The organism is Micromonospora sp. NPDC049801 (assembly GCF_040656575.1).
GTDB lineage: Bacteria > Actinomycetota > Actinomycetes > Mycobacteriales > Micromonosporaceae > Micromonospora.
This window is the reverse complement of record NZ_JBFAMS010000007.1, coordinates 19810-36076: the sequence shown is the minus strand read 5'-3', so window position 1 is coordinate 36076 and position 16267 is coordinate 19810. Positions and strand designations below refer to the sequence as shown.

The 16267-nt window shown below is 71.6% G+C and carries 17 protein-coding genes; 6 read left to right on the top strand and 11 right to left on the bottom strand.

The features are described 5' to 3' along the window. Window positions 1-52 precede the first annotated feature (52 nt). Together AB0I89_RS14675 and AB0I89_RS14670 are read right to left on the bottom strand one after the other, a co-directional pair. Complete coding sequence (locus tag AB0I89_RS14675; RefSeq protein WP_357125825.1) at window positions 53-1018, bottom strand: chlorophyllase; 966 nt, start codon at window positions 1016-1018, stop codon at window positions 53-55. Window positions 1019-1093: 75 nt separating this feature from the next. Beyond that, window positions 1094-2143: an aldo/keto reductase gene (locus tag AB0I89_RS14670; protein WP_357125822.1), complete on the bottom strand. Its 1050-nt coding sequence runs from the start codon at window positions 2141-2143 to the stop codon at window positions 1094-1096. 90 nt (window positions 2144-2233) lie between these two features. On the opposite strand from AB0I89_RS14670, the gene AB0I89_RS14665 reads away from it, so the two are divergent. Continuing rightward, the gene (locus tag AB0I89_RS14665) at window positions 2234-2695 is read left to right on the top strand and encodes a MerR family transcriptional regulator (protein ID WP_357125819.1); all 462 of its coding nucleotides are present in this window, start codon (window positions 2234-2236) and stop codon (window positions 2693-2695) included. Here AB0I89_RS14665 and AB0I89_RS14660 read toward each other — a convergent pair. Then, the gene (locus tag AB0I89_RS14660) at window positions 2577-3122 is read right to left on the bottom strand and encodes an aminoglycoside adenylyltransferase (RefSeq protein ID WP_357125816.1); all 546 of its coding nucleotides are present in this window, start codon (window positions 3120-3122) and stop codon (window positions 2577-2579) included. The two genes, AB0I89_RS14665 and AB0I89_RS14660, sit on opposite strands and share 119 nt — an antisense overlap. A 120-nt stretch (window positions 3123-3242) precedes the next feature. On the opposite strand from AB0I89_RS14660, the gene AB0I89_RS14655 reads away from it, so the two are divergent. Both AB0I89_RS14655 and AB0I89_RS14650 read left to right on the top strand, forming a co-directional pair. Then, window positions 3243-3497 carry a type II toxin-antitoxin system prevent-host-death family antitoxin gene (locus AB0I89_RS14655; RefSeq protein ID WP_357125813.1) on the top strand — a complete coding sequence of 85 codons (255 nt, stop codon included), beginning with the start codon at window positions 3243-3245 and terminating at the stop codon, window positions 3495-3497. Further along, a complete protein-coding gene (locus tag AB0I89_RS14650; protein WP_357125810.1) occupies window positions 3494-3868 on the top strand; it encodes a type II toxin-antitoxin system VapC family toxin in 375 nt (124 codons plus the stop codon). The genes AB0I89_RS14655 and AB0I89_RS14650 overlap by 4 nt, the downstream gene beginning before the upstream one ends. Before the next feature lie 35 nt (window positions 3869-3903). On the opposite strand, the gene AB0I89_RS14645 is transcribed toward AB0I89_RS14650, so the two are convergent. Continuing rightward, the gene (locus AB0I89_RS14645) at window positions 3904-4797 is read right to left on the bottom strand and encodes an alpha/beta hydrolase (protein WP_357125807.1); all 894 of its coding nucleotides are present in this window, start codon (window positions 4795-4797) and stop codon (window positions 3904-3906) included. Between the two features lie 157 nt (window positions 4798-4954). Between AB0I89_RS14645 and AB0I89_RS14640 the strand changes: the two genes are divergently transcribed. Beyond that, a complete protein-coding gene (locus AB0I89_RS14640) occupies window positions 4955-5122 on the top strand; it encodes a hypothetical protein (protein ID WP_357125804.1) in 168 nt (55 codons plus the stop codon). Here the strand turns inward: AB0I89_RS14640 and AB0I89_RS14635 are convergent. The 4 genes from AB0I89_RS14635 to AB0I89_RS14620 all read right to left on the bottom strand — a co-directional run bounded on the left by AB0I89_RS14635 (window position 5119) and on the right by AB0I89_RS14620 (window position 12493). Then, complete coding sequence (locus AB0I89_RS14635) at window positions 5119-6234, bottom strand: acetate kinase (RefSeq protein WP_357125801.1); 1116 nt, start codon at window positions 6232-6234, stop codon at window positions 5119-5121. The two genes, AB0I89_RS14640 and AB0I89_RS14635, sit on opposite strands and share 4 nt — an antisense overlap. Next, entirely contained in the window at window positions 6231-8300 is a 2070-nt protein-coding gene (gene pta, locus AB0I89_RS14630) for a phosphate acetyltransferase (protein ID WP_357125798.1), read from the bottom strand. Before pta ends, AB0I89_RS14635 begins: the two co-directional genes overlap by 4 nt. A gap of 148 nt (window positions 8301-8448) precedes the next feature. Beyond that, window positions 8449-8634 (bottom strand): DUF6104 family protein, encoded by a 186-nt coding sequence (locus tag AB0I89_RS14625; protein WP_139582193.1) that lies wholly within the window; start codon window positions 8632-8634, stop codon window positions 8449-8451. A gap of 121 nt (window positions 8635-8755) precedes the next feature. Beyond that, the gene (locus AB0I89_RS14620) at window positions 8756-12493 is read right to left on the bottom strand and encodes a multifunctional oxoglutarate decarboxylase/oxoglutarate dehydrogenase thiamine pyrophosphate-binding subunit/dihydrolipoyllysine-residue succinyltransferase subunit (RefSeq protein WP_357125794.1); all 3738 of its coding nucleotides are present in this window, start codon (window positions 12491-12493) and stop codon (window positions 8756-8758) included. 254 nt (window positions 12494-12747) lie between these two features. Between AB0I89_RS14620 and AB0I89_RS14615 the strand changes: the two genes are divergently transcribed. Then, entirely contained in the window at window positions 12748-13089 is a 342-nt protein-coding gene (locus AB0I89_RS14615; protein ID WP_357125791.1) for a hypothetical protein, read from the top strand. Then, entirely contained in the window at window positions 13086-13493 is a 408-nt protein-coding gene (locus AB0I89_RS14610) for a hypothetical protein (RefSeq protein WP_357125788.1), read from the top strand. The genes AB0I89_RS14615 and AB0I89_RS14610 overlap by 4 nt, the downstream gene beginning before the upstream one ends. Before the next feature lie 103 nt (window positions 13494-13596). Here AB0I89_RS14610 and AB0I89_RS14605 read toward each other — a convergent pair whose 3' ends face one another. From AB0I89_RS14605 to AB0I89_RS14595, 3 genes are all read right to left on the bottom strand, one after another. Then, on the bottom strand, window positions 13597-14418 hold the full coding sequence (locus tag AB0I89_RS14605; RefSeq protein ID WP_357125785.1) for an ABC transporter permease: 822 nt from the start codon (window positions 14416-14418) through the stop codon (window positions 13597-13599). Next, window positions 14415-15350 carry an ABC transporter ATP-binding protein gene (locus AB0I89_RS14600; protein ID WP_357125781.1) on the bottom strand — a complete coding sequence of 312 codons (936 nt, stop codon included), beginning with the start codon at window positions 15348-15350 and terminating at the stop codon, window positions 14415-14417. The genes AB0I89_RS14605 and AB0I89_RS14600 overlap by 4 nt, the downstream gene beginning before the upstream one ends. A 129-nt stretch (window positions 15351-15479) precedes the next feature. Then, window positions 15480-16124, bottom strand: coding sequence for a hypothetical protein (locus tag AB0I89_RS14595; RefSeq protein WP_357125778.1), 645 nt, complete (start codon window positions 16122-16124; stop codon window positions 15480-15482). Between the last annotated feature and the right edge of the window lie 143 nt (window positions 16125-16267).

Here is a 16267-nt window from a genome sequence, read left to right as displayed (position 1 = left end):
TCCCGCTATGACGCGACAGAAAGTGCAAGATCGCGCGGGGGAGGGGCGACGGTCAGAGGTGATCGTCGAAGGTTGCGATGTCGTTGCGGGTCGCGTCCTTGGCGATGCGCTTCTTGGCCGCCGGGTCGCCGTACAGCGACCAGCGCAGGAACTCGACGGACGTGTCCGAGACGACCCGCAGTGACGCGGCGTCGCCGAGCAGCGCTCGGCCGTGGTCACCCTTGGGCAGGCTCAGCAGCGCCTTCGGCCACGGCACCTTGTCGTACGCCGCCTTGCCCGCCGCGTAGTCGACCACCTCGTCCAACTCGCCGTGCACGAACAACTGCGGCGCGGTCGCGCCCGCGAACGCCGTACCGACGCCGACGGCCGTACCGGCGAACACCACCCCGGCGTCCAGCCGTTCGTCCCGGCCCGCGGTGAACAGGCCGATGGTGGTCACCCCGCCGGCCGAGTGCCCCGCCGCGGCCACCCGGTCGGTCGCCAACCGGCCGCGCAGCCCGTCGCCGGCCCTGCCGTCGAGCGCCAGCACCTGGGTCAGCGCGTACGACACGTCGGCCGGTTGGTTGAGGACGTCGAGGACGTTGCCGTCACCGCCCTTGGAGGTGTGCGGGAAGGTCGGCGCGGCCACCACGAAGCCGGCCGCGGCCCAGCGGGTCAGCAGCGCGGCGTAGTCCTCCGGCCGCCCGCCGAGGCCGTGGCTGAACATCACCACCGGAAACCGGCCGTCCGCCGCCGCCGCGGACCGCCTGGCCGCGCCGCCGGCCTTCCCGGCCGCCGGATACCAGAGGGTCACCGGCAGCGCACGGCCGTCCCGGTTCAGCTTGAGCTGTCGTACGCCGACGCCGAAGGCGCTCTCGGGCGCGGACCCGGCGGGTACCCGCGGTGTCGGCGTGGCGGCCGGCGGCGGCTCGACGGCGACCGGCGCGGTCTCCTTCCTCGGGGCGTCCGTGGAGCAGCCGACCAGACCGGTCAGGAGCAGGGCGCTGGCCAGCAGCGTGGGGGTGACACGACGCGACATGGCCTCAATTGTGCCGTGCCGTGCCGGTGGCTCGGGGCGGTCCGGCGCGCTGCGGCCACGCTGTCACCGGTCGTCTCAGGCCGCGGCGCGTTCGGAGAGCGGACGCCGCCGCCGCGCCGGGTCGGTCAGGGAGCGGGGGCGGAAGGCGGCGTTGGGCTCGTACCGGTTCGTGCCGGGTGGCACGATCTCGTCGATCCGGTCGAGGGTCGCGTCGTCCAGGGCGAGGCTCGCGCCCTTGAGCAGGTCCTCCAGGTGCTGCATGGTCCGTGGTCCGATGATCGCCGAGGTGACCGCCGGATGGGCCACGGTGAAGGCGATGGCGAGTTGTGGCAGCGTGCACCCGATGTCCGCCGCGAGGTCGACGAGCCGCTCGACGATGTCGAGCTTGGCCGCGTTCTCCGCGATCGCGGGATCGAACTGCGCCGGCCGGAGAACCGCCCGCCCGGTCGACAGGTCGACGGCCCGATCCTTGCGGTACCTGCCGCTGAGGAAGCCGAAGGCGAGCGGGCTCCAGACCAGCACCCCCATGCCGTAGCGCTGGCAGACCGGGAGGACCGAGGTCTCCACCCCGCGGGCGAGGATCGAGTACGGCGGCTGCTCGGTGCGCAGCCGGCCGAGGCCGCGACGCTCGGACACCTGGTGTGCCTCGACGATCTCCTCAGCGGGGAACGTCGAACATCCGAAGGCGCGGATCTTTCCCTGGCTCACCAGGTCGGTGAGCACCGAAAGCGTCTCCTCGATGTCGGTCGAGGGGTCCGGGCGGTGGACCTGGTAGAGGTCGATCCAGTCGGTACCCAGACGTTGGAGGCTCCCCTCGACCGCCTTGAGGATCCACCGCCGCGAGTTGCCACCCTGGTTGGGCCCCTCGCCCATCGGAAAGTGGACCTTGGTGGCGAGGACGACGTCGTCGCGACGCCCCCGCAGCGCCTTCCCCACGATCTGCTCGGACTCACCCCGGCCGTACATGTCGGCGGTGTCGATGGCGTTGATGCCGCTGTCGATCGCGGTGTGGATGATGCGGACGCACTCGTCGTGGTCCGGGTTTCCGACGGCACCGAACATCATGGTTCCGAGGCAGTGGGTGCTCACCTCGATGCCGGTCCCGCCGAGGGTGCGATAGCGCATGCCGATGCTCCTCTGGCGATGTCGTGACGATCACGGGGGACCCTAGGAGCTGGAGTCGGCTCTAGGTCAAGCCTGGCTACCCTGCTCGGCATGGCCGACGACATCGCGAGTCTGAGCATCGGGCAGGTCGCCGAACGCACCGGCCTGAGCGTGCACGCCCTCCGCTTCTACGAGCAGGAGGGCGTCTTCGTCGATCCCGTACGCCGAGGGCCCGGCGGGCGTCGCGTGTACAGCCAGGACGACGTGGACTGGTTGACCGTCTGCATCATTCTCCGTACCTCGGGCATGCCGTTGCCCGCGCTGCGCCGGTACGCCGACCTCGTCCGGGCGGGTGCCGGCAACGAGGAGGAACGTCTTGCCCTGATGCGCGAGCACCGCGAGCGCGTCACCGGCCAGATCGGCAAACTCACGCAGTGCCTGGACCTGATCGGTTTCAAGATCGGGGTGTACGAGGACCTGCTCGACGAGGCCCAGCGCGCAGTCGAGCCAGGTCGGCCGCGTCCTTCGGACGGCGGGGACGCTCCGGCATCCACACCGGGTACATCTGCTTGAACTCGATCTGGGCCGCCACCGAGATCGTCGGCACGGTCAACGAGCCGATCCGGCCGGGCGGCGCGTCCAGCATCCCGGCCGGCAGAGGGGTGCCCGCCCAGGGGCCGGCGCCCACGGTCGGCCGACCGCTGTCGTCCCGGCCCAGGTACGCCACGCTGACCTCGACGTCTCCCGCGAACAGGTCGAGCTGTCGCTCCGCCGGCATCCTCGGGTCGGGACGCCAGCCCCGGGCCAGCAGCAGTGCGGGGAGTCGCGGCGCGTCCTCGTGCCAGCAGTACCAGTCGACGTCGACGTGCGGGCGGGTCACCGCGCCGAGGTGGAAGTCCATCGCCCAGCCGCCGCGCAACCACACCGGGACACCAGCCGGCGTGCTCACCTCGACCAGTTCGGCGATGCTCGCCAACTGGCGACGCGCGAGGTCGTCCATCGGGCCACGGTACCGTCGGGAGGCGTGCGCGTCCGACCCCCGCCCCGAGCCGACAAGGCCGCTGACGTCAGCGTTCAAACAGGCTAGACTAATCCCTTAGCTAAGCGAGAGGGCTGCGCCATGTCGGCTGAGGCCGTGCACTACAACATGCATGATGCCAAGACCCATCTGTCGCGCATCATCGAACGGGTGGAACGCGGCGAGGAGATCATCATCGACCGGGCGGGCACCCCGGTGGCGAAGGTCGTACCCCTGGTCCGGCGGGCCAACCGCACCGCGATCGGCTCGCTCGCCGGCGAACTGGACCTCTCGGGTGACTGGGACTCACCACGGACCAACGCCGAGATCGCCGAGGACTTCGGCCTCGGCGCATGAACCTGCTGCTGGACACTCACGTCGCCCTCTGGGCCATCGCCGGCGACCCGGACCTCGGCCCCGAGTTGCTCGACCAACTACGCCACGAGCCAGACATCTTCCTCTCCCCGGTCACCCTGTGGGAGATCACCATCAAGCAGAGCACCGGGAAACTCGCCGGACCGCCTGACCTTGCGGAGCGGGTTCGAGACATGGGCTTCCGGGACCTCCCGGTGACCCATGCCCACGCCATCGCCGCTGGCCGCCTGCCACCACATCACCGCGACCCCTTCGACCGCATGCTGGTGGCGCAGGCGATCACCGAAGGGTTGACCCTCGCTTCGCGCGACGCGTCGATAGCCCTGTACGACGTGGACGTCCTCAAGGTGTGACCGGACGGCTCGGCCGGGTGCCGGGTGGGGAGTTGCTAGCGGGCCGGGCGTGACTCGTAGCGGGTCAGCGCCGTGCGGGCGTCGAGGGGGAGGCGCGCGCCGGCCGTGCTGTCGCCGTAGAGGGCCCAGCGCAGGAAGTCGGTCGTCGTGGCCAGCACCGGTGTGAACCCGGGACGGTCCGGCGTGAGGTACTCGCCGTGCCCCTGCCCCACGACGCTGAGGAAGGCAGCCGGACCCCGGGTGCGCGCGTACGCCGCCCGCCCGACCGTCACCGGCACCACCGGGTCGGCCGTGCCGTGCACGAACAGCACCGGGGCGCTCGGCCCCGCGAAGCTGCCGGGCAGTCCGCCGCCGGCGATCACGATGCCGGCGCGCAACCGGGTCGGGTGGCCCTCGGTGAACATGCCGGAGGTGGTGAAGCCGCCCGCCGAGTGACCGGCGGCGGCGACCGACGCGAGATCCAGGTGGCCGGCGAGCGGATCACCCGGGTCGCGGTCGAGGCGGCCCAGGTGCCGGATCAGCCGCCAACCGTCGGCGGGCTGGTTGCGGACGTCGGCCCGGGTGAAGTGCGCGGCGTCCGAGCGGGTGTGCGGGTACGCCGGCGCGGCCACCACGAATCCGGCCGCCGCCCACCGGGTGGTCAACCCGGCGTGCAGTTCGGGCCGGCTGTGCAGCCCGTGGCTGTAGACGACCACCGGGAATCGTCCGGCGGCCACACCGTCGGTGCCCGCCGGATACCAGAGGGTCACCGGCAGGGGGCGCGCCGAGCGCGGATCGAGGGTGAGCGTACGCACGCCGACGGTGTACGACCCCTCGGGCGCTCGGCGCGCGGCCGGTGCCCCGGTGGACCCGCCGGCCACGGCGGAGGCCGGCGCGCACCCCGCCAGCAGCGCTGTCACCAGTACGGCGACCAGCCGTCCCGCCCCCACTGTCTCACCGTAGGCGTCGGGACCTGCGCGACGACCCCGCCGTCCGGCCTGCCTCTGCCCCCACCCGGTCGGGTCACCTCCGCCGCCCGGCCCGACCCGACGCGACCACGGGAGGTGGGGGCGGTGCGTCGGCCACGGCTTCGCTAGGGTCACCGGCATGGCTGAGAACTACACCGACCCCAGCGGCAACACCGAGGCGTTCCGCGCCTTCACCCAGACGCCGGAGGCCGCCGTCCCGGCCGACGCGCCGTCCCGGCTGCCCCTCATCGTCGGCGCGGCGGTGGTCGTGGTGCTGCTGGTGGCCCTGGTCGTCTGGCTGGCCTAGAGCTTCCCCACCACGTCGCGGGTCTGCCGGGCGATCTCCCGTTCCTCGTCGGTGCGGATGACGCAGACGCTCACCTCGGCGCCGTCGGGTGAGATCACCCGGTCACCCTGGCCGCCGTTGCGGGTGTCGTCCACGCTGATGCCGAGCCGGTCCAGGCCGGCCAGCGCGGCAGCCCGCACTCCGGCGGCGTGCTCGCCCACCCCGGCGGTGAACGCGATCGCGTCGACGCGGCCGAGCAGCGCGTAGTACGCCCCGACGTACCCGGTGATCCGCCGGCAGTAGACGTCGAAGGCCAGCGCGGCGGCCCGGTCGCCGGCGGCCCGGCGTTGCAGTACCTCGCGCATGTCGTTGACGCCGCTCAGGCCGAGCAGGCCGCTGCGGTGGTTGAGCAGGTCGTCGATCTCGTCCACCGACAGGCCGCCCTCGCGTCGCAGGTGGAAGATCACGGTCGGGTCCAGGTCGCCGCTGCGGGTGCCCATCACCAGCCCTTGCAGGGGTGACATCCCCATCGAGGTGGCGACGCTGCGACCACCGGCCACCGCGCAGGCGCTCGCCCCGTTGCCCAGGTGCAGGGTGATCGTGTTGAGCTGCCCGTACGGCCGGTCCAACAGCTCGGCGGTACGCCGGGAGACGTACGCGTGCGAGGTGCCGTGGAAGCCGTACCGGCGGATGTCGTACCGCTCGGCGGTGTCCCGGTCGATCGCGTAGGTCGCGGCGGCCTCGGGCAGGGTGTGGTGGAACGCCGTGTCGAAGACGGCGACCTGCGGCACGTCCGGCAGGGCCGCCCGTGCCATCTCGATGCCGGCCAGGTTGGCCGGGTTGTGCAGCGGGGCGAGCGGGACCAGGTCGCGGATCGCGGCCAGCACCGCGTCGTCGACGAGCGTCGGGGCGGTGAACGTCCGGCCGCCGTGCACCACGCGGTGCCCGACGGCTGTCAACCCGGTCAGGTCCAGCCCGTCCAGGATCTGCCGGACCGCGCTGGCGTGGTCCGCCGGGCCGCCACCGGCCTCGCCGACCCGCTCGACGGTGCCCTGCCCGAGCGTGCGGTCCCCGTCGTAGAGCCGCCACTTCACCGACGACGACCCGCAGTTGAGCACCAGGACCCGACTCATGACGCCTCCCCGGCGGCCGCCTGGATGGCGGTGATCGCCACCGTGTTCACGATGTCCGGCACCAGCGCGCCCCGGGACAGGTCGTTCACCGGCCGGCGCAGGCCCTGCATCACCGGCCCGACGGCGACCGCCCCGGCCGAGCGCTGCACCGCCTTGTACGTGTTGTTGCCCGTGTTGAGGTCCGGGAAGATGAAGACCGTGGCGTGCCCGGCGACCTTGCTCTCCGGCAGTTTGGTCGCCGCCACCGCCGGATCGATCGCCGCGTCGTACTGGATCGGCCCCTCGACCAGCAGGTCGGGCCGCCGTTCCCGGACGAGCGCGGTGGCCGCGGCGACCTTCTCCACGTCGGCGCCCGCGCCGGAGCTGCCGGTGGAGTACGACAGCATGGCCACCCGGGGCTCGATGCCGAACCGTGCGGCGGTGTCGGCCGACGAGATCGCGATGTCGGCGAGCTGGGCGGCGTCCGGGTCGCGGTTCACCGCGCAGTCGCCGTAGACCAGCACCCGGTCGCGCAACAGCATGAAGAAGACGCTGGAGGCCACCGAGACGTCCGGGACGGTACGGATGATCTCGAAGGCGGGTCGGATGGTGGCGGCGGTCGTGTGCGTGGCGCCGGAGACCATGCCGTCGGCGTGCCCGGTGGCCACCATGAGCGTGCCGAAGTAGTTGGGCTGGGCCACGATGTCGTACGCCAGCTCGGCGGTGACGCCCCGGTGGGCGCGCAGGCGCGCGTACTCGGCGGCGAACTCGTCGTGCCACCCACTGCTCGTCGGGTCGACGAGCCGCGCGTCGCCAAGGTCGATGCCCAGCTCGCGGGTGCGCCGGGCGATGTCGTCGGGACGGCCCAGCAGCGTCAGGTCGGCCACGCCCCGGCGTAGCAGGATTTCCGCCGCCCGCAGGATCCGGTCGTCGGTGCCCTCGGGAAGCACCAGGTGGCGGCGCTGCGAGCGGGCCCGGTCGATCAGCTCGTTCTCGAACATCAGCGGGGTGACCCGCGTCGAGCGGCTCACCCGGAGCCGGCGGGCCAGGTCGTCGGTGTCCACGCAGCGTTCGAACGCGCCCAGCGCGGCCTCCACCTTGCGCGGGTTGGCCACGCTGGGCCGCCCCTCGATTCGGCTGGACGCCTCGACCGTGTCGTAGCTGTCGCTGCCCACGGACAGCACCGCCAGCCCGGTGTTCAACCCCTCCACCAGCCGCATGACCCGCGGATCGGGCTGCTCGCCGAGGGTGAGCACCAACCCGGCCACCGACACCTGCCCGGCCACGTGGGCCGCGCTGGCGGCGACGAGCAGGTCGGCCCGGTCGCCCGGGGTGATCACCAGCGCCCCCTCGGTGAGGTGGCCCAACAGGGTCGGCACGTGCGCCGCGCCGACCACGAAGTCCAGCACGTCCCGCCCGAGCGCGGCGTCGTCCCCGGCCAGCAGGGTGGCGCCGAGCGCCGCCGCCACCTCGGCCACCGTCGGCGCCGACACGCTCGGCACCTCCGGGATGGCGTACGCGGGCACCGGCAGCTCCGGCAGCGTCATCGGTCCGGGCACCCGGTTGGCGATCACCGCGAGCACTGTCGCGCCCAGGTCGGCCAGATCGTGGTACGCCCCGCGCATGGCCGCCGCGACGGCCGCCGGCTCCTGCTCGTAGCCGTCCACCACCGGTACCACCACGCTGCCGAACTCGGTGGCCAGCCGGGCGTTGAAGGCCAGCTCGCGAGGGTGCGCGGGGTCACCCGGCTCGTCGAAGTCGCTGCCCACCACGACCACCGCCGGGCACTGCCGCTCGACCGCCCGGTAGCGCTCCACGATCGCGGAGATCAGCTCTTCGCGCCGGCCGTCGGCGACCAGCGCGGCCGCCTCGGCGTAGGTGGCCCCGGCCAGCTCGGCGACCGGCACCTCGACCCGGTACCGCTCGCTGAGCAGGGCGAGGATCGAATCGGGGCCGGTGTCGGCGACCAGCGGCCGGAACACGCCAATCCGCCCCACCTGCCGCGACAGCAGTTCGGCCAGTCCGAGAGCGATGGTCGACTTACCCCCGCCCGAACCCACGCTGGTCAGGTACACGCTGCGAGCCACGCCCCCACCCTAGAAGATCGCCGGCCCCACCCCGCCCCCTCCCGAGCACCCCGCCCCCTCCCGAGCACCCCGCCCTCGTGATCAAGAGGTTTGCGTCACGATCGGGGCCAGAAGTGACGCGAACCTCTTGATCACCGGGTCAAAGGGGTTAGGCGTCTTCGTCGTCGGGGTCGTCCAGGCGGGCCAGGTAGGTTGCCAGGCGTTCGATGGGGGTTTCGAACTCCGGGTTGAGGTCGACGAAGTCGCGCAGGCGCTCGCCCAGCCACTCCAGGGTCACCTGCTCGTCGCCCCGGCGTTCGACCAGCTCCTCGATGCCACGGTCGGTGAAGTACACGGCGTACGTCCTCGTGCTCGGCCCGGCGCGGACCGGGCGGGTCGGTGATCGGATGGACCGACGCGAGCCGGGGCAGGACCGTGGTCGACGGCCCTGCCCCGGCTCGCGTGGCGCGGTCAGGTCATGGGCGGGGAAGTGCCGCCTCGATGAGCGCGGTCTGCTCGACCTCGTGGGTCTTGGCCGAGCCGACCGCCGGGGCCGCCGCGGCCGGGCGGGAGATCCGCCGCAGCCGGACGTCGGTGAGGTGCTCCAGCAGGTTGAGCGCCACGAACGACCAGGCGCCCTGGTTGGCCGGCTCCTCCTGCACCCAGGCGAAGTCCTCCGCGTTCGGGTACTGCGCCAGGGCGGCGCGGATCTCCTCGACCGGCAGCGGATAGAGCTGCTCGATCCGGAGGATCGCGGTGTCGGTGACGCCGCGCTCTTGCCGGGCCTGGAACAGGTCGTAGTAGACCTTGCCGGAGCAGAGCAGCACCCGCTTCACCGCCTCCGGCGCCGGGGCGGCCGTGTCGCGCAGCACCGGCTGGAAGGTGCCGGTGGTGAAGTCCTCCACGGAGGAGACGCAGAGCTTGTGCCGCAGCAGCGACTTGGGCGTGAACACCACCAGCGGCTTGCGCTTGGGCGACAGGGCCTGGCGGCGCAGCAGGTGGAAGTAGTTCGCCGGGGTCGTCGGGATGGCGACCCGCATGTTGTCCTCGGCGCACATCTGCAGGAACCGCTCCGGGCGACCGGAGGTGTGGTCCGGGCCCTGGCCCTCGTGGCCGTGCGGCAGCAGCAGGGTGACAGCCGAGCGCTGACCCCACTTCACCTCACCGGACGAGATGAACTCGTCGATCACCGACTGGGCGCCGTTGACGAAGTCGCCGAACTGGGCCTCCCAGGCGACCAGCGCGTTGATGTTCTCCACCGAGTAGCCGTACTCGAAGCCCATCGCCGCGTACTCGCTGAGCAGCGAGTCGTGCACGAAGAACCGGGAGCGCTCGCCGTCGCCGGTGAGCGACTTGAGCGGCAGGTAGTCGTCCCCGGTACGGGAGTCGACCACCGACGCGTGCCGCTGGACGAAGGTGCCGCGACGCGAGTCCTGACCGGCGAGCCGGACGGTCACCCCGTCGTGCAGCAGCGCCCCGAACGCGATGATCTCGCCGTACCCCCAGTCGATGTTGCCCTCGACGGACATCTTGGCCCGCCGGTCGAGCAGCTGCTGGATGCGCTTGTGCGGGGTGAAGCCCTCCGGCAGGTTGACGTGCGCCTCGCCGATCGCCTTGACGACGGCGGCGTCGGTGGCGGTGTCGACGGCCGGCTCCGGCTCCTCCTCGCGGCGCGGCCGGTTGAGCTGGCGCGGCGCGGCGGCGGCGTCCCGGGTGGCCTTGAAGACCTTCTCCAGTTGGGCCTGGTAGTCGCGCAGCAGCTCCTCCGCGTCCTCCACGGTGATGTCGCCGCGACCGATCAGCTCCTCGGTGTAGAGCTTGCGCACCGAACGCTTCGAGTCGATGATCTTGTACATCTGAGGGTTGGACATCGACGGGTCGTCGCCCTCGTTGTGGCCGCGCCGGCGGTAGCAGACCATGTCGATCACGACGTCCTTGTTGAACGTCTGCCGGTACTCGAAGGCCAGCCGGGCCACCCGGACCACGGCCTCCGGGTCGTCGCCGTTGACGTGGAAGATCGGCGCCTGGATCATCCGGGCCACATCGGTGCTGTAGAGGCTGGACCGGCTGTACTCCGGGGCGGTGGTGAAGCCGACCTGGTTGTTGACCACCACGTGCACCGTGCCGCCCGTGCGGTAACCGCGCAGCTGCGACAGGTTGAGCGTCTCGGCGACCACGCCCTGCCCGGCGAACGCGGCGTCACCGTGCACCGCCAGCGGCAGCACGGTGTAGCCCTCCAGCTTGAGGTCGATCCGGTCCTGCTTGGCCCGGACGATGCCCTCCAGCACCGGGTCGACGGCCTCCAGGTGCGACGGGTTCGCCACCACCGACACCTTGACCGCGTGCTCGCCGTCCGGGGTGGTGAACTTGCCGTTCTGGCCCAGGTGGTACTTCACGTCGCCGGAGCCCTGCGTGGAGCGCGGGTCCAGGTGGCCCTCGAACTCCGAGAAGATCTTCTCGTACGGCTTGCCGACGATGTTGGCCAGCACGTTGAGGCGGCCCCGGTGGGCCATGCCGATGACGACCTCGTCCAGGCCGTTCTCGGCGGAGGACTCCAGCACCTCGCCGAGCAGCGGGATCAACGACTCGCCGCCCTCCAGCGAGAAGCGCTTCTGGCCCACGTACTTGGTCTGCAGGAAGGTCTCGAACGCCTCGGCCGCGTTGAGCCGGTTGAGCACGTGCTTCTGCTCGTCGGCGGACGGCTTCTCGTACTTGCGCTCGATCCGCTCCTGGATCCAGCGCCGCTCCTCCGGGTCCTGGATGTGCATGTACTCGATGCCGACCCGGCGGCAGTACGAGTCACGCAGCACGCCGAGGATCTCGCGCAGCTTCATCCGCTGCCGGCCGGCGAAGCCGTTGACCGGGAACTCGCGGTCCAGGTCCCACAGGGTCAGCCCGTGCTGGAGAACGTCCAGGTCGGGGTGCTTGCGGATCTTGAACTCGAGCGGGTCGGTGTCGGCCATCAGGTGACCGCGCACGCGGTACGCGTGGATCAGCTCGTGCACCCGGGCGGTCTTGTTGATCTGACCCTCGGAGTTGACGGCGACGTCCCGCATCCAGCGGACCGGCTCGTACGGGATCCGCAGCGAGGTGAAGATCTGGTCGTAGAAGCCGCGCTCGCCCAGGATCAGCTCGTGCATCACCTTGAGGAACTCGCCGGACTGCGCGCCCTGGATGATCCGGTGGTCGTACGTGCTGGTCAGCGTGATGACCTTGCTGACCGCCAGCTCGGCGAGGGTGGCCTCGGACATGCCCTGGTAGGGGGCCGGGTACTCCATCGCGCCGACGCCGATAATCGCGCTCTGCCCCTGCATGAGCCGCGGCATCGAGTGCACGGTGCCGATGCCGCCCGGGTTGGTCAGCGAGATCGTGGTGCCGGCGTAGTCCTCCATGGTCAGCTCGTTGCGCCGCGCCCGCCGGACGACGTCCTCGTACGCCTGCCAGAACTGCCGGAAGTCCATCTGCTCGCAGCCCTTGATGGAGGGGACCACCAGGTTGCGGGTGCCGTCCGGCTTGGCCAGGTCGATGGCGATGCCGAGGTTGACGTGCGCCGGGCGGACCACGGCCGGCTTGCCGTTGGCCTCGGCGAACGAGTTGTTCATCTCGGGGTGCTCGACCAGCGCGCGGACCATCGCGTAGCCGACGAGGTGGGTGAAGCTGACCTTGCCGCCCCGCCCCCGGGCGAGGTGGTTGTTGATCACGATCCGGTTGTCGACCAGCAGCTTCGCCGGGACCGCGCGCACGCTGGTCGCGGTCGGCACGCTCAGCGAGGCGTCCATGTTCTGGACGATCTTCGCGGCGACACCCCGTAGCGGCGTGGTCTGCGGGCCGTCGGCGGTCGGCGCGGGCGCCTTCGCGGCCGGCTTGGCCGGGGCCTCCTTCGCCGGCGCCGGGGCGCTCTTGGCCGGGGCGGGCGCGGCGGCGGCCGGCTTGGCCGGAGCGGCGGCGGCCGGCTTCGTGGCGGGCTGGGTCACCTTGGCCGCGGCCTCCGGCTGGCCGTCCGGCTCGGGGGCGGCGGCCGGCTTGCCAGCGCTCTCCGTCGGGCGCGGTGTGGCGGCGCCGGGCGCTGGTCGATAGTCGGCGAAGAAGTCGTGCCAGGCTGAATCGACGCTCGTGGGGTCGGCGAGGTAACGCTGGTACATCTCCTCGACGATCCACTCGTTCGGGCCGAAACCCGCCAGTGGGTTCTCCTGCGAAGTCTGCTGGGTCGACACGGCCGGTAATCGCCTCTTTCACGCGGGTTTGTGTGTCACGCGGTGTCCGTCACGCCGATCAAGGAGAACGGACAGACGACTCCCAGGCTACGCCGTACGGATCGCCCCGGCATTTCCGCCTCGGTCGGGTGGCCCGATTCACAGAAGATGCCAGAAGTTCGGCAACCCCTGCGGCGATCGTCGCCGGCTGGTACGGCGAGATTGAGTATCCCGACGGATGTCTCAGCCGGCCCTCCTCCGCCACGATCGGGCGCATGGATGGACATGGGGTACGGGGGCGCTACGGCAGGAGCATGGGGGTGGCGGCCGGTTGGTACGTCACCGCCATCGCGGCCGTGGCGGTGGGCACCACGAGCGTGCCGAGCACGCCGCCGGGCGGCGACTGCGCGGCCTGGTTCAGTTGTCTGTCGCCGGGGGAGTCGCTGGCGTTCGTCGCGTTGGTGTGGGGAGCACCGATATTCGTCGGGGTGCTGTTCGTGACGGCGCTGGTGGCCGCGCTGGCCGCCCGGCTCGTCCCGTCGGCCGTGATCGCCGGGACCCTGTCCGCGGTGGTCAGCCTCACGCTCTGCGGTGCCGTCCTCGCGGGGCTGGCATGAAGCGCCTCGGCCTCGGAGGGCTCTTCTTCGCCTGGCTCTACGGGGTGCCGTTCCTGCTGATGGTGGGACTGATCCGCCGCGTCTCTGCGCCCTACACGCCGACGTACGCCGAAGCCAAGGCCTTCGGCGCCACCACCGACGCCCTGTTGACGACCGGGCTCCTGCTCAACGCGGTGCTTCCGGTGATCGGTCTGCTCCTGGCCGGGCTGGCCGGGGACGAACGGTGGCGTCGCCACTTCGCCGGGGCATTCGCCGGGGTGGCGCTGATCTACGTGGCGGTCGCGCTGGTGGGCGGCATGGCGACCAGCGCCCTGATCGGGCACGTCCCCGACGACCAGGAGCCGGCCCCGCAGATCACCCAGTGCATACCCATCAGCGGCGGCCGGGGCTGCCCCGGCGGCTGACGCCCGTGCGGCCGTGCCGCCGCCACCCCCGATTGTGAAAGGAAGGGCCCCTTACTAGACACCAGGCGTTAGTAAGGGGCCCTTCCTTCGGGAGAACCCTTGGTTAGGAGATGTCGCGCCGGCGGATCAGCAGGGAGCCGGCGACGCCGGTCACCACCGCGTATCCGATCAGCACGGCCGCGCCGGCCCAGCGCGGCGGGTTGCCGGGGATGTCCGCCCCGGTGACCATCAGCGACGACGCCAGCGACGGCACCAGCAGTTGCAGGTTGTTGATCCAGTCGCCCCAACGATCCGCCAGGATGGCGATGACGAAGATGGCGCCGATCGAGCCGCCCAGGTAGAGCAGGATGCCGGTCACGGTGGCGCCGATCTGGCTGCGGATCAGCACGCCGATGCCGACGCCGAACACCGCCCACAGCAGGTACGCGAGCAGGTTCAACCCGATCGCCCGCCAGGCCGCGTCGTTGCCCAGTTGCCCGTCCACCCCGACCGCGCTCAGCACCGCCGACCCGGCGATCAGGTTGAACACGGTGGTGACCAGCCAGAAGAGCAGCGCCAGCACACCCGCCGCGACCAACTTGGCGAGCATCACCGCGGTGCGGTGCGGGCTCGTGAGGAACGTGGTGGTGACCGTCTGGTGGAAGAACTCGCTGGTCACCACGATGATGCCGAGCAGCATGACGATGAGCAGGCCGAAGAACTGCCCGGTGGTGAACAGGTTCGACGAGAGCGCGTCCGGAGTGGCCGCCGCGGCGAACTGGTCCGCCTGATCGCCCACCTGGGCGGGGTCGGTGCTGGTGAGGGCGTCGGCCTGCAACCAGTTGATGAGCAGCGTGAGCGCCCACAGCGGCAGGCTGATCAGCGCGAAGATCCACCAGGTGTTGGTGGTACGGATCTTGAGCAGCTCGGATCGGACCAGGTTCATCGGATGCCCGCCTTTCCGGCCGTCAGCTCCAGGAAGACCCGTTCCAGGTCGGGTCGTTCGGTGGACAGTTCGTGCAGTTCCACGCCGGCGGCCAGGGCGGCCCGGCCGATCGTCGGGGCGTCCACCCCGGAGACCAGCAGCACGCCGTGCTCGTCGGTGGTGACGGTGGCCGACTGCGCCTTCAGCGCGGTGGTCAGCGCCTCGGCCTGCGGGGTGCGGACCCGGACCTGGGCGCCCTGCGCCATCGACCCGAGCACCTGCTCGACCGGCCCCTGCCGGACGAGCTGCCCGGCCGCGATGATCACCACGTCGTCGGCGAGGAGCTGCATCTCGGACAGCAGGTGACTGGAGACCAGCACCGTACGGCCCTCGTGGGCGAGGTTCTTGAGGAACCCGCGCATCCACCGGATGCCCTCCGGGTCGAGGCCGTTGGCCGGCTCGTCGAGGATCAGCACCCGCGGGTTGCCGAGCATCGCGGCGGCGATACCGAGCCGCTGCTTCATGCCCAGCGAGTAGCCCTTGAACTTGCGCTTGGCGGCCGGGGTCAGCCCGACCAGTTCCAGCACCTCGTCGGCCCGGCTGCGGGGCAGACCGGCCGCCGCGCAGATCACCCGCAGGTGGTTGATGCCGGTGCGGCCCTTGTGCGCGCTGGACGCCTCCAGGATCGCGCCGACGTGCCGCAGCGGGTCGGTCAGGTCGGCGTAGCGGTGGCCGCTGATGGTGGCCGTGCCGCCCGTGGGCGTGACCAGGTTCAGCAGCATGCGCAGCGTGGTCGTCTTGCCGGCACCGTTCGGGCCGAGGAAGCCGGTCACCCGCCCCGGTGCCACGGTGAAGGACAGGTTGTTCACCGCCCGCACGTTCTTGTACTGCTTTGTCAGACCGGACACCACGATCTGACCGTCGCTGGTGGGGCTTCGCTGCCCGTCAGTCATCGTTCTCCTCCCGTGTGGCGTCGAGGTACGCCGTGGCACAGCGTGACGGTACCGAGCAACAAGGTCAATCAGCCCGAGTACCTACGGCGTGGTCCTCCTTGGGAAGGACGCCCGGAACGGCGACGGGCCTCAGCGGGCGATCCAGGTGGCGCGGGCAGCGCCGAGCAGCGTGCCGTCCGGGCCGTACAGGCTGGTGTGCACCAGCGCCTTGCGGCCGTCGACACCGATCAGCGCGCCGGTCACCACGCACTCGACGCCGGGCGCCGGCCGGGCCGCGACCACGGCGGCGATCCGGCCGAGCAGGTACGGGCGGTCCGGCGTGAGCACCGTCCAGCCGCCGGGGCAGTCCAGCGCGGCCCAGACGGTGGCGTCGTCGACCTGCTCGGGCGCGCGGAACGGCGCGGCGGTCCGGCCGTCCGGCAGTCGTCCGGGGAAGATCCGCAAGCCGTCGGTCCGGCGCGGACCACAGACGAAACACCCGGGGTACGGGTGCGCGACGAACCCGGGGTAGCGGGTCGCCGCCTCCGCCGCCGTCCCGGCGTCGACAGGTGGTACGACGGCGTCCACGACACCGGCCGGGCGGACCTCGGCCACCAGGTCGCCGGCCGGGTCCCGGACCTCGCCGTCGACGAGGGTCAGCTCCGTCTCCAGCGGCGGTGGGCGACGCAGCGTCACCTCGACCGGTCCGGGCCCCGCCGCGGTGGCGAAGAGGCCGGCGCTCCACCCGCCGTTGCCGGAGCCGGTGGGCCCGTTGTAGCGGGACTCGACGCGCATGGGTGACCTCCGTGAAGCGTGGACCGGCATCGTCGCCGATCCGTCCCGCAGCCTTGCACGAAGGCACCCCGCAGGCATCCGCCGGCCGGCGTTCACCCGTCCGACACCAGCGGTGCCCGCCGATGGCACCCGGGGCCCTTACA

Coding starts and splice junctions, on each gene's coding strand:
- AB0I89_RS14675 (WP_357125825.1), bottom strand. CDS start 1,018: ATGTCGCGTCGTGTCACCCCCACGCTGCTGGCCAGCGCCCTGCTCCTG.
- AB0I89_RS14605 (WP_357125785.1), bottom strand. CDS start 14,418: ATGAACCTGGTCCGATCCGAGCTGCTCAAGATCCGTACCACCAACACC.
- AB0I89_RS14595 (WP_357125778.1), bottom strand. CDS start 16,124: ATGCGCGTCGAGTCCCGCTACAACGGGCCCACCGGCTCCGGCAACGGC.
- AB0I89_RS14655 (WP_357125813.1), top strand. CDS start 3,243: ATGTCGGCTGAGGCCGTGCACTACAACATGCATGATGCCAAGACCCAT.
- AB0I89_RS14615 (WP_357125791.1), top strand. CDS start 12,748: ATGGATGGACATGGGGTACGGGGGCGCTACGGCAGGAGCATGGGGGTG.
- AB0I89_RS14665 (WP_357125819.1), top strand. CDS start 2,234: ATGGCCGACGACATCGCGAGTCTGAGCATCGGGCAGGTCGCCGAACGC.
- AB0I89_RS14600 (WP_357125781.1), bottom strand. CDS start 15,350: ATGACTGACGGGCAGCGAAGCCCCACCAGCGACGGTCAGATCGTGGTG.
- AB0I89_RS14660 (WP_357125816.1), bottom strand. CDS start 3,122: ATGGACGACCTCGCGCGTCGCCAGTTGGCGAGCATCGCCGAACTGGTC.
- AB0I89_RS14670 (WP_357125822.1), bottom strand. CDS start 2,143: ATGCGCTATCGCACCCTCGGCGGGACCGGCATCGAGGTGAGCACCCAC.
- AB0I89_RS14610 (WP_357125788.1), top strand. CDS start 13,086: ATGAAGCGCCTCGGCCTCGGAGGGCTCTTCTTCGCCTGGCTCTACGGG.
- AB0I89_RS14650 (WP_357125810.1), top strand. CDS start 3,494: ATGAACCTGCTGCTGGACACTCACGTCGCCCTCTGGGCCATCGCCGGC.
- AB0I89_RS14640 (WP_357125804.1), top strand. CDS start 4,955: ATGGCTGAGAACTACACCGACCCCAGCGGCAACACCGAGGCGTTCCGC.
- AB0I89_RS14635 (WP_357125801.1), bottom strand. CDS start 6,234: ATGAGTCGGGTCCTGGTGCTCAACTGCGGGTCGTCGTCGGTGAAGTGG.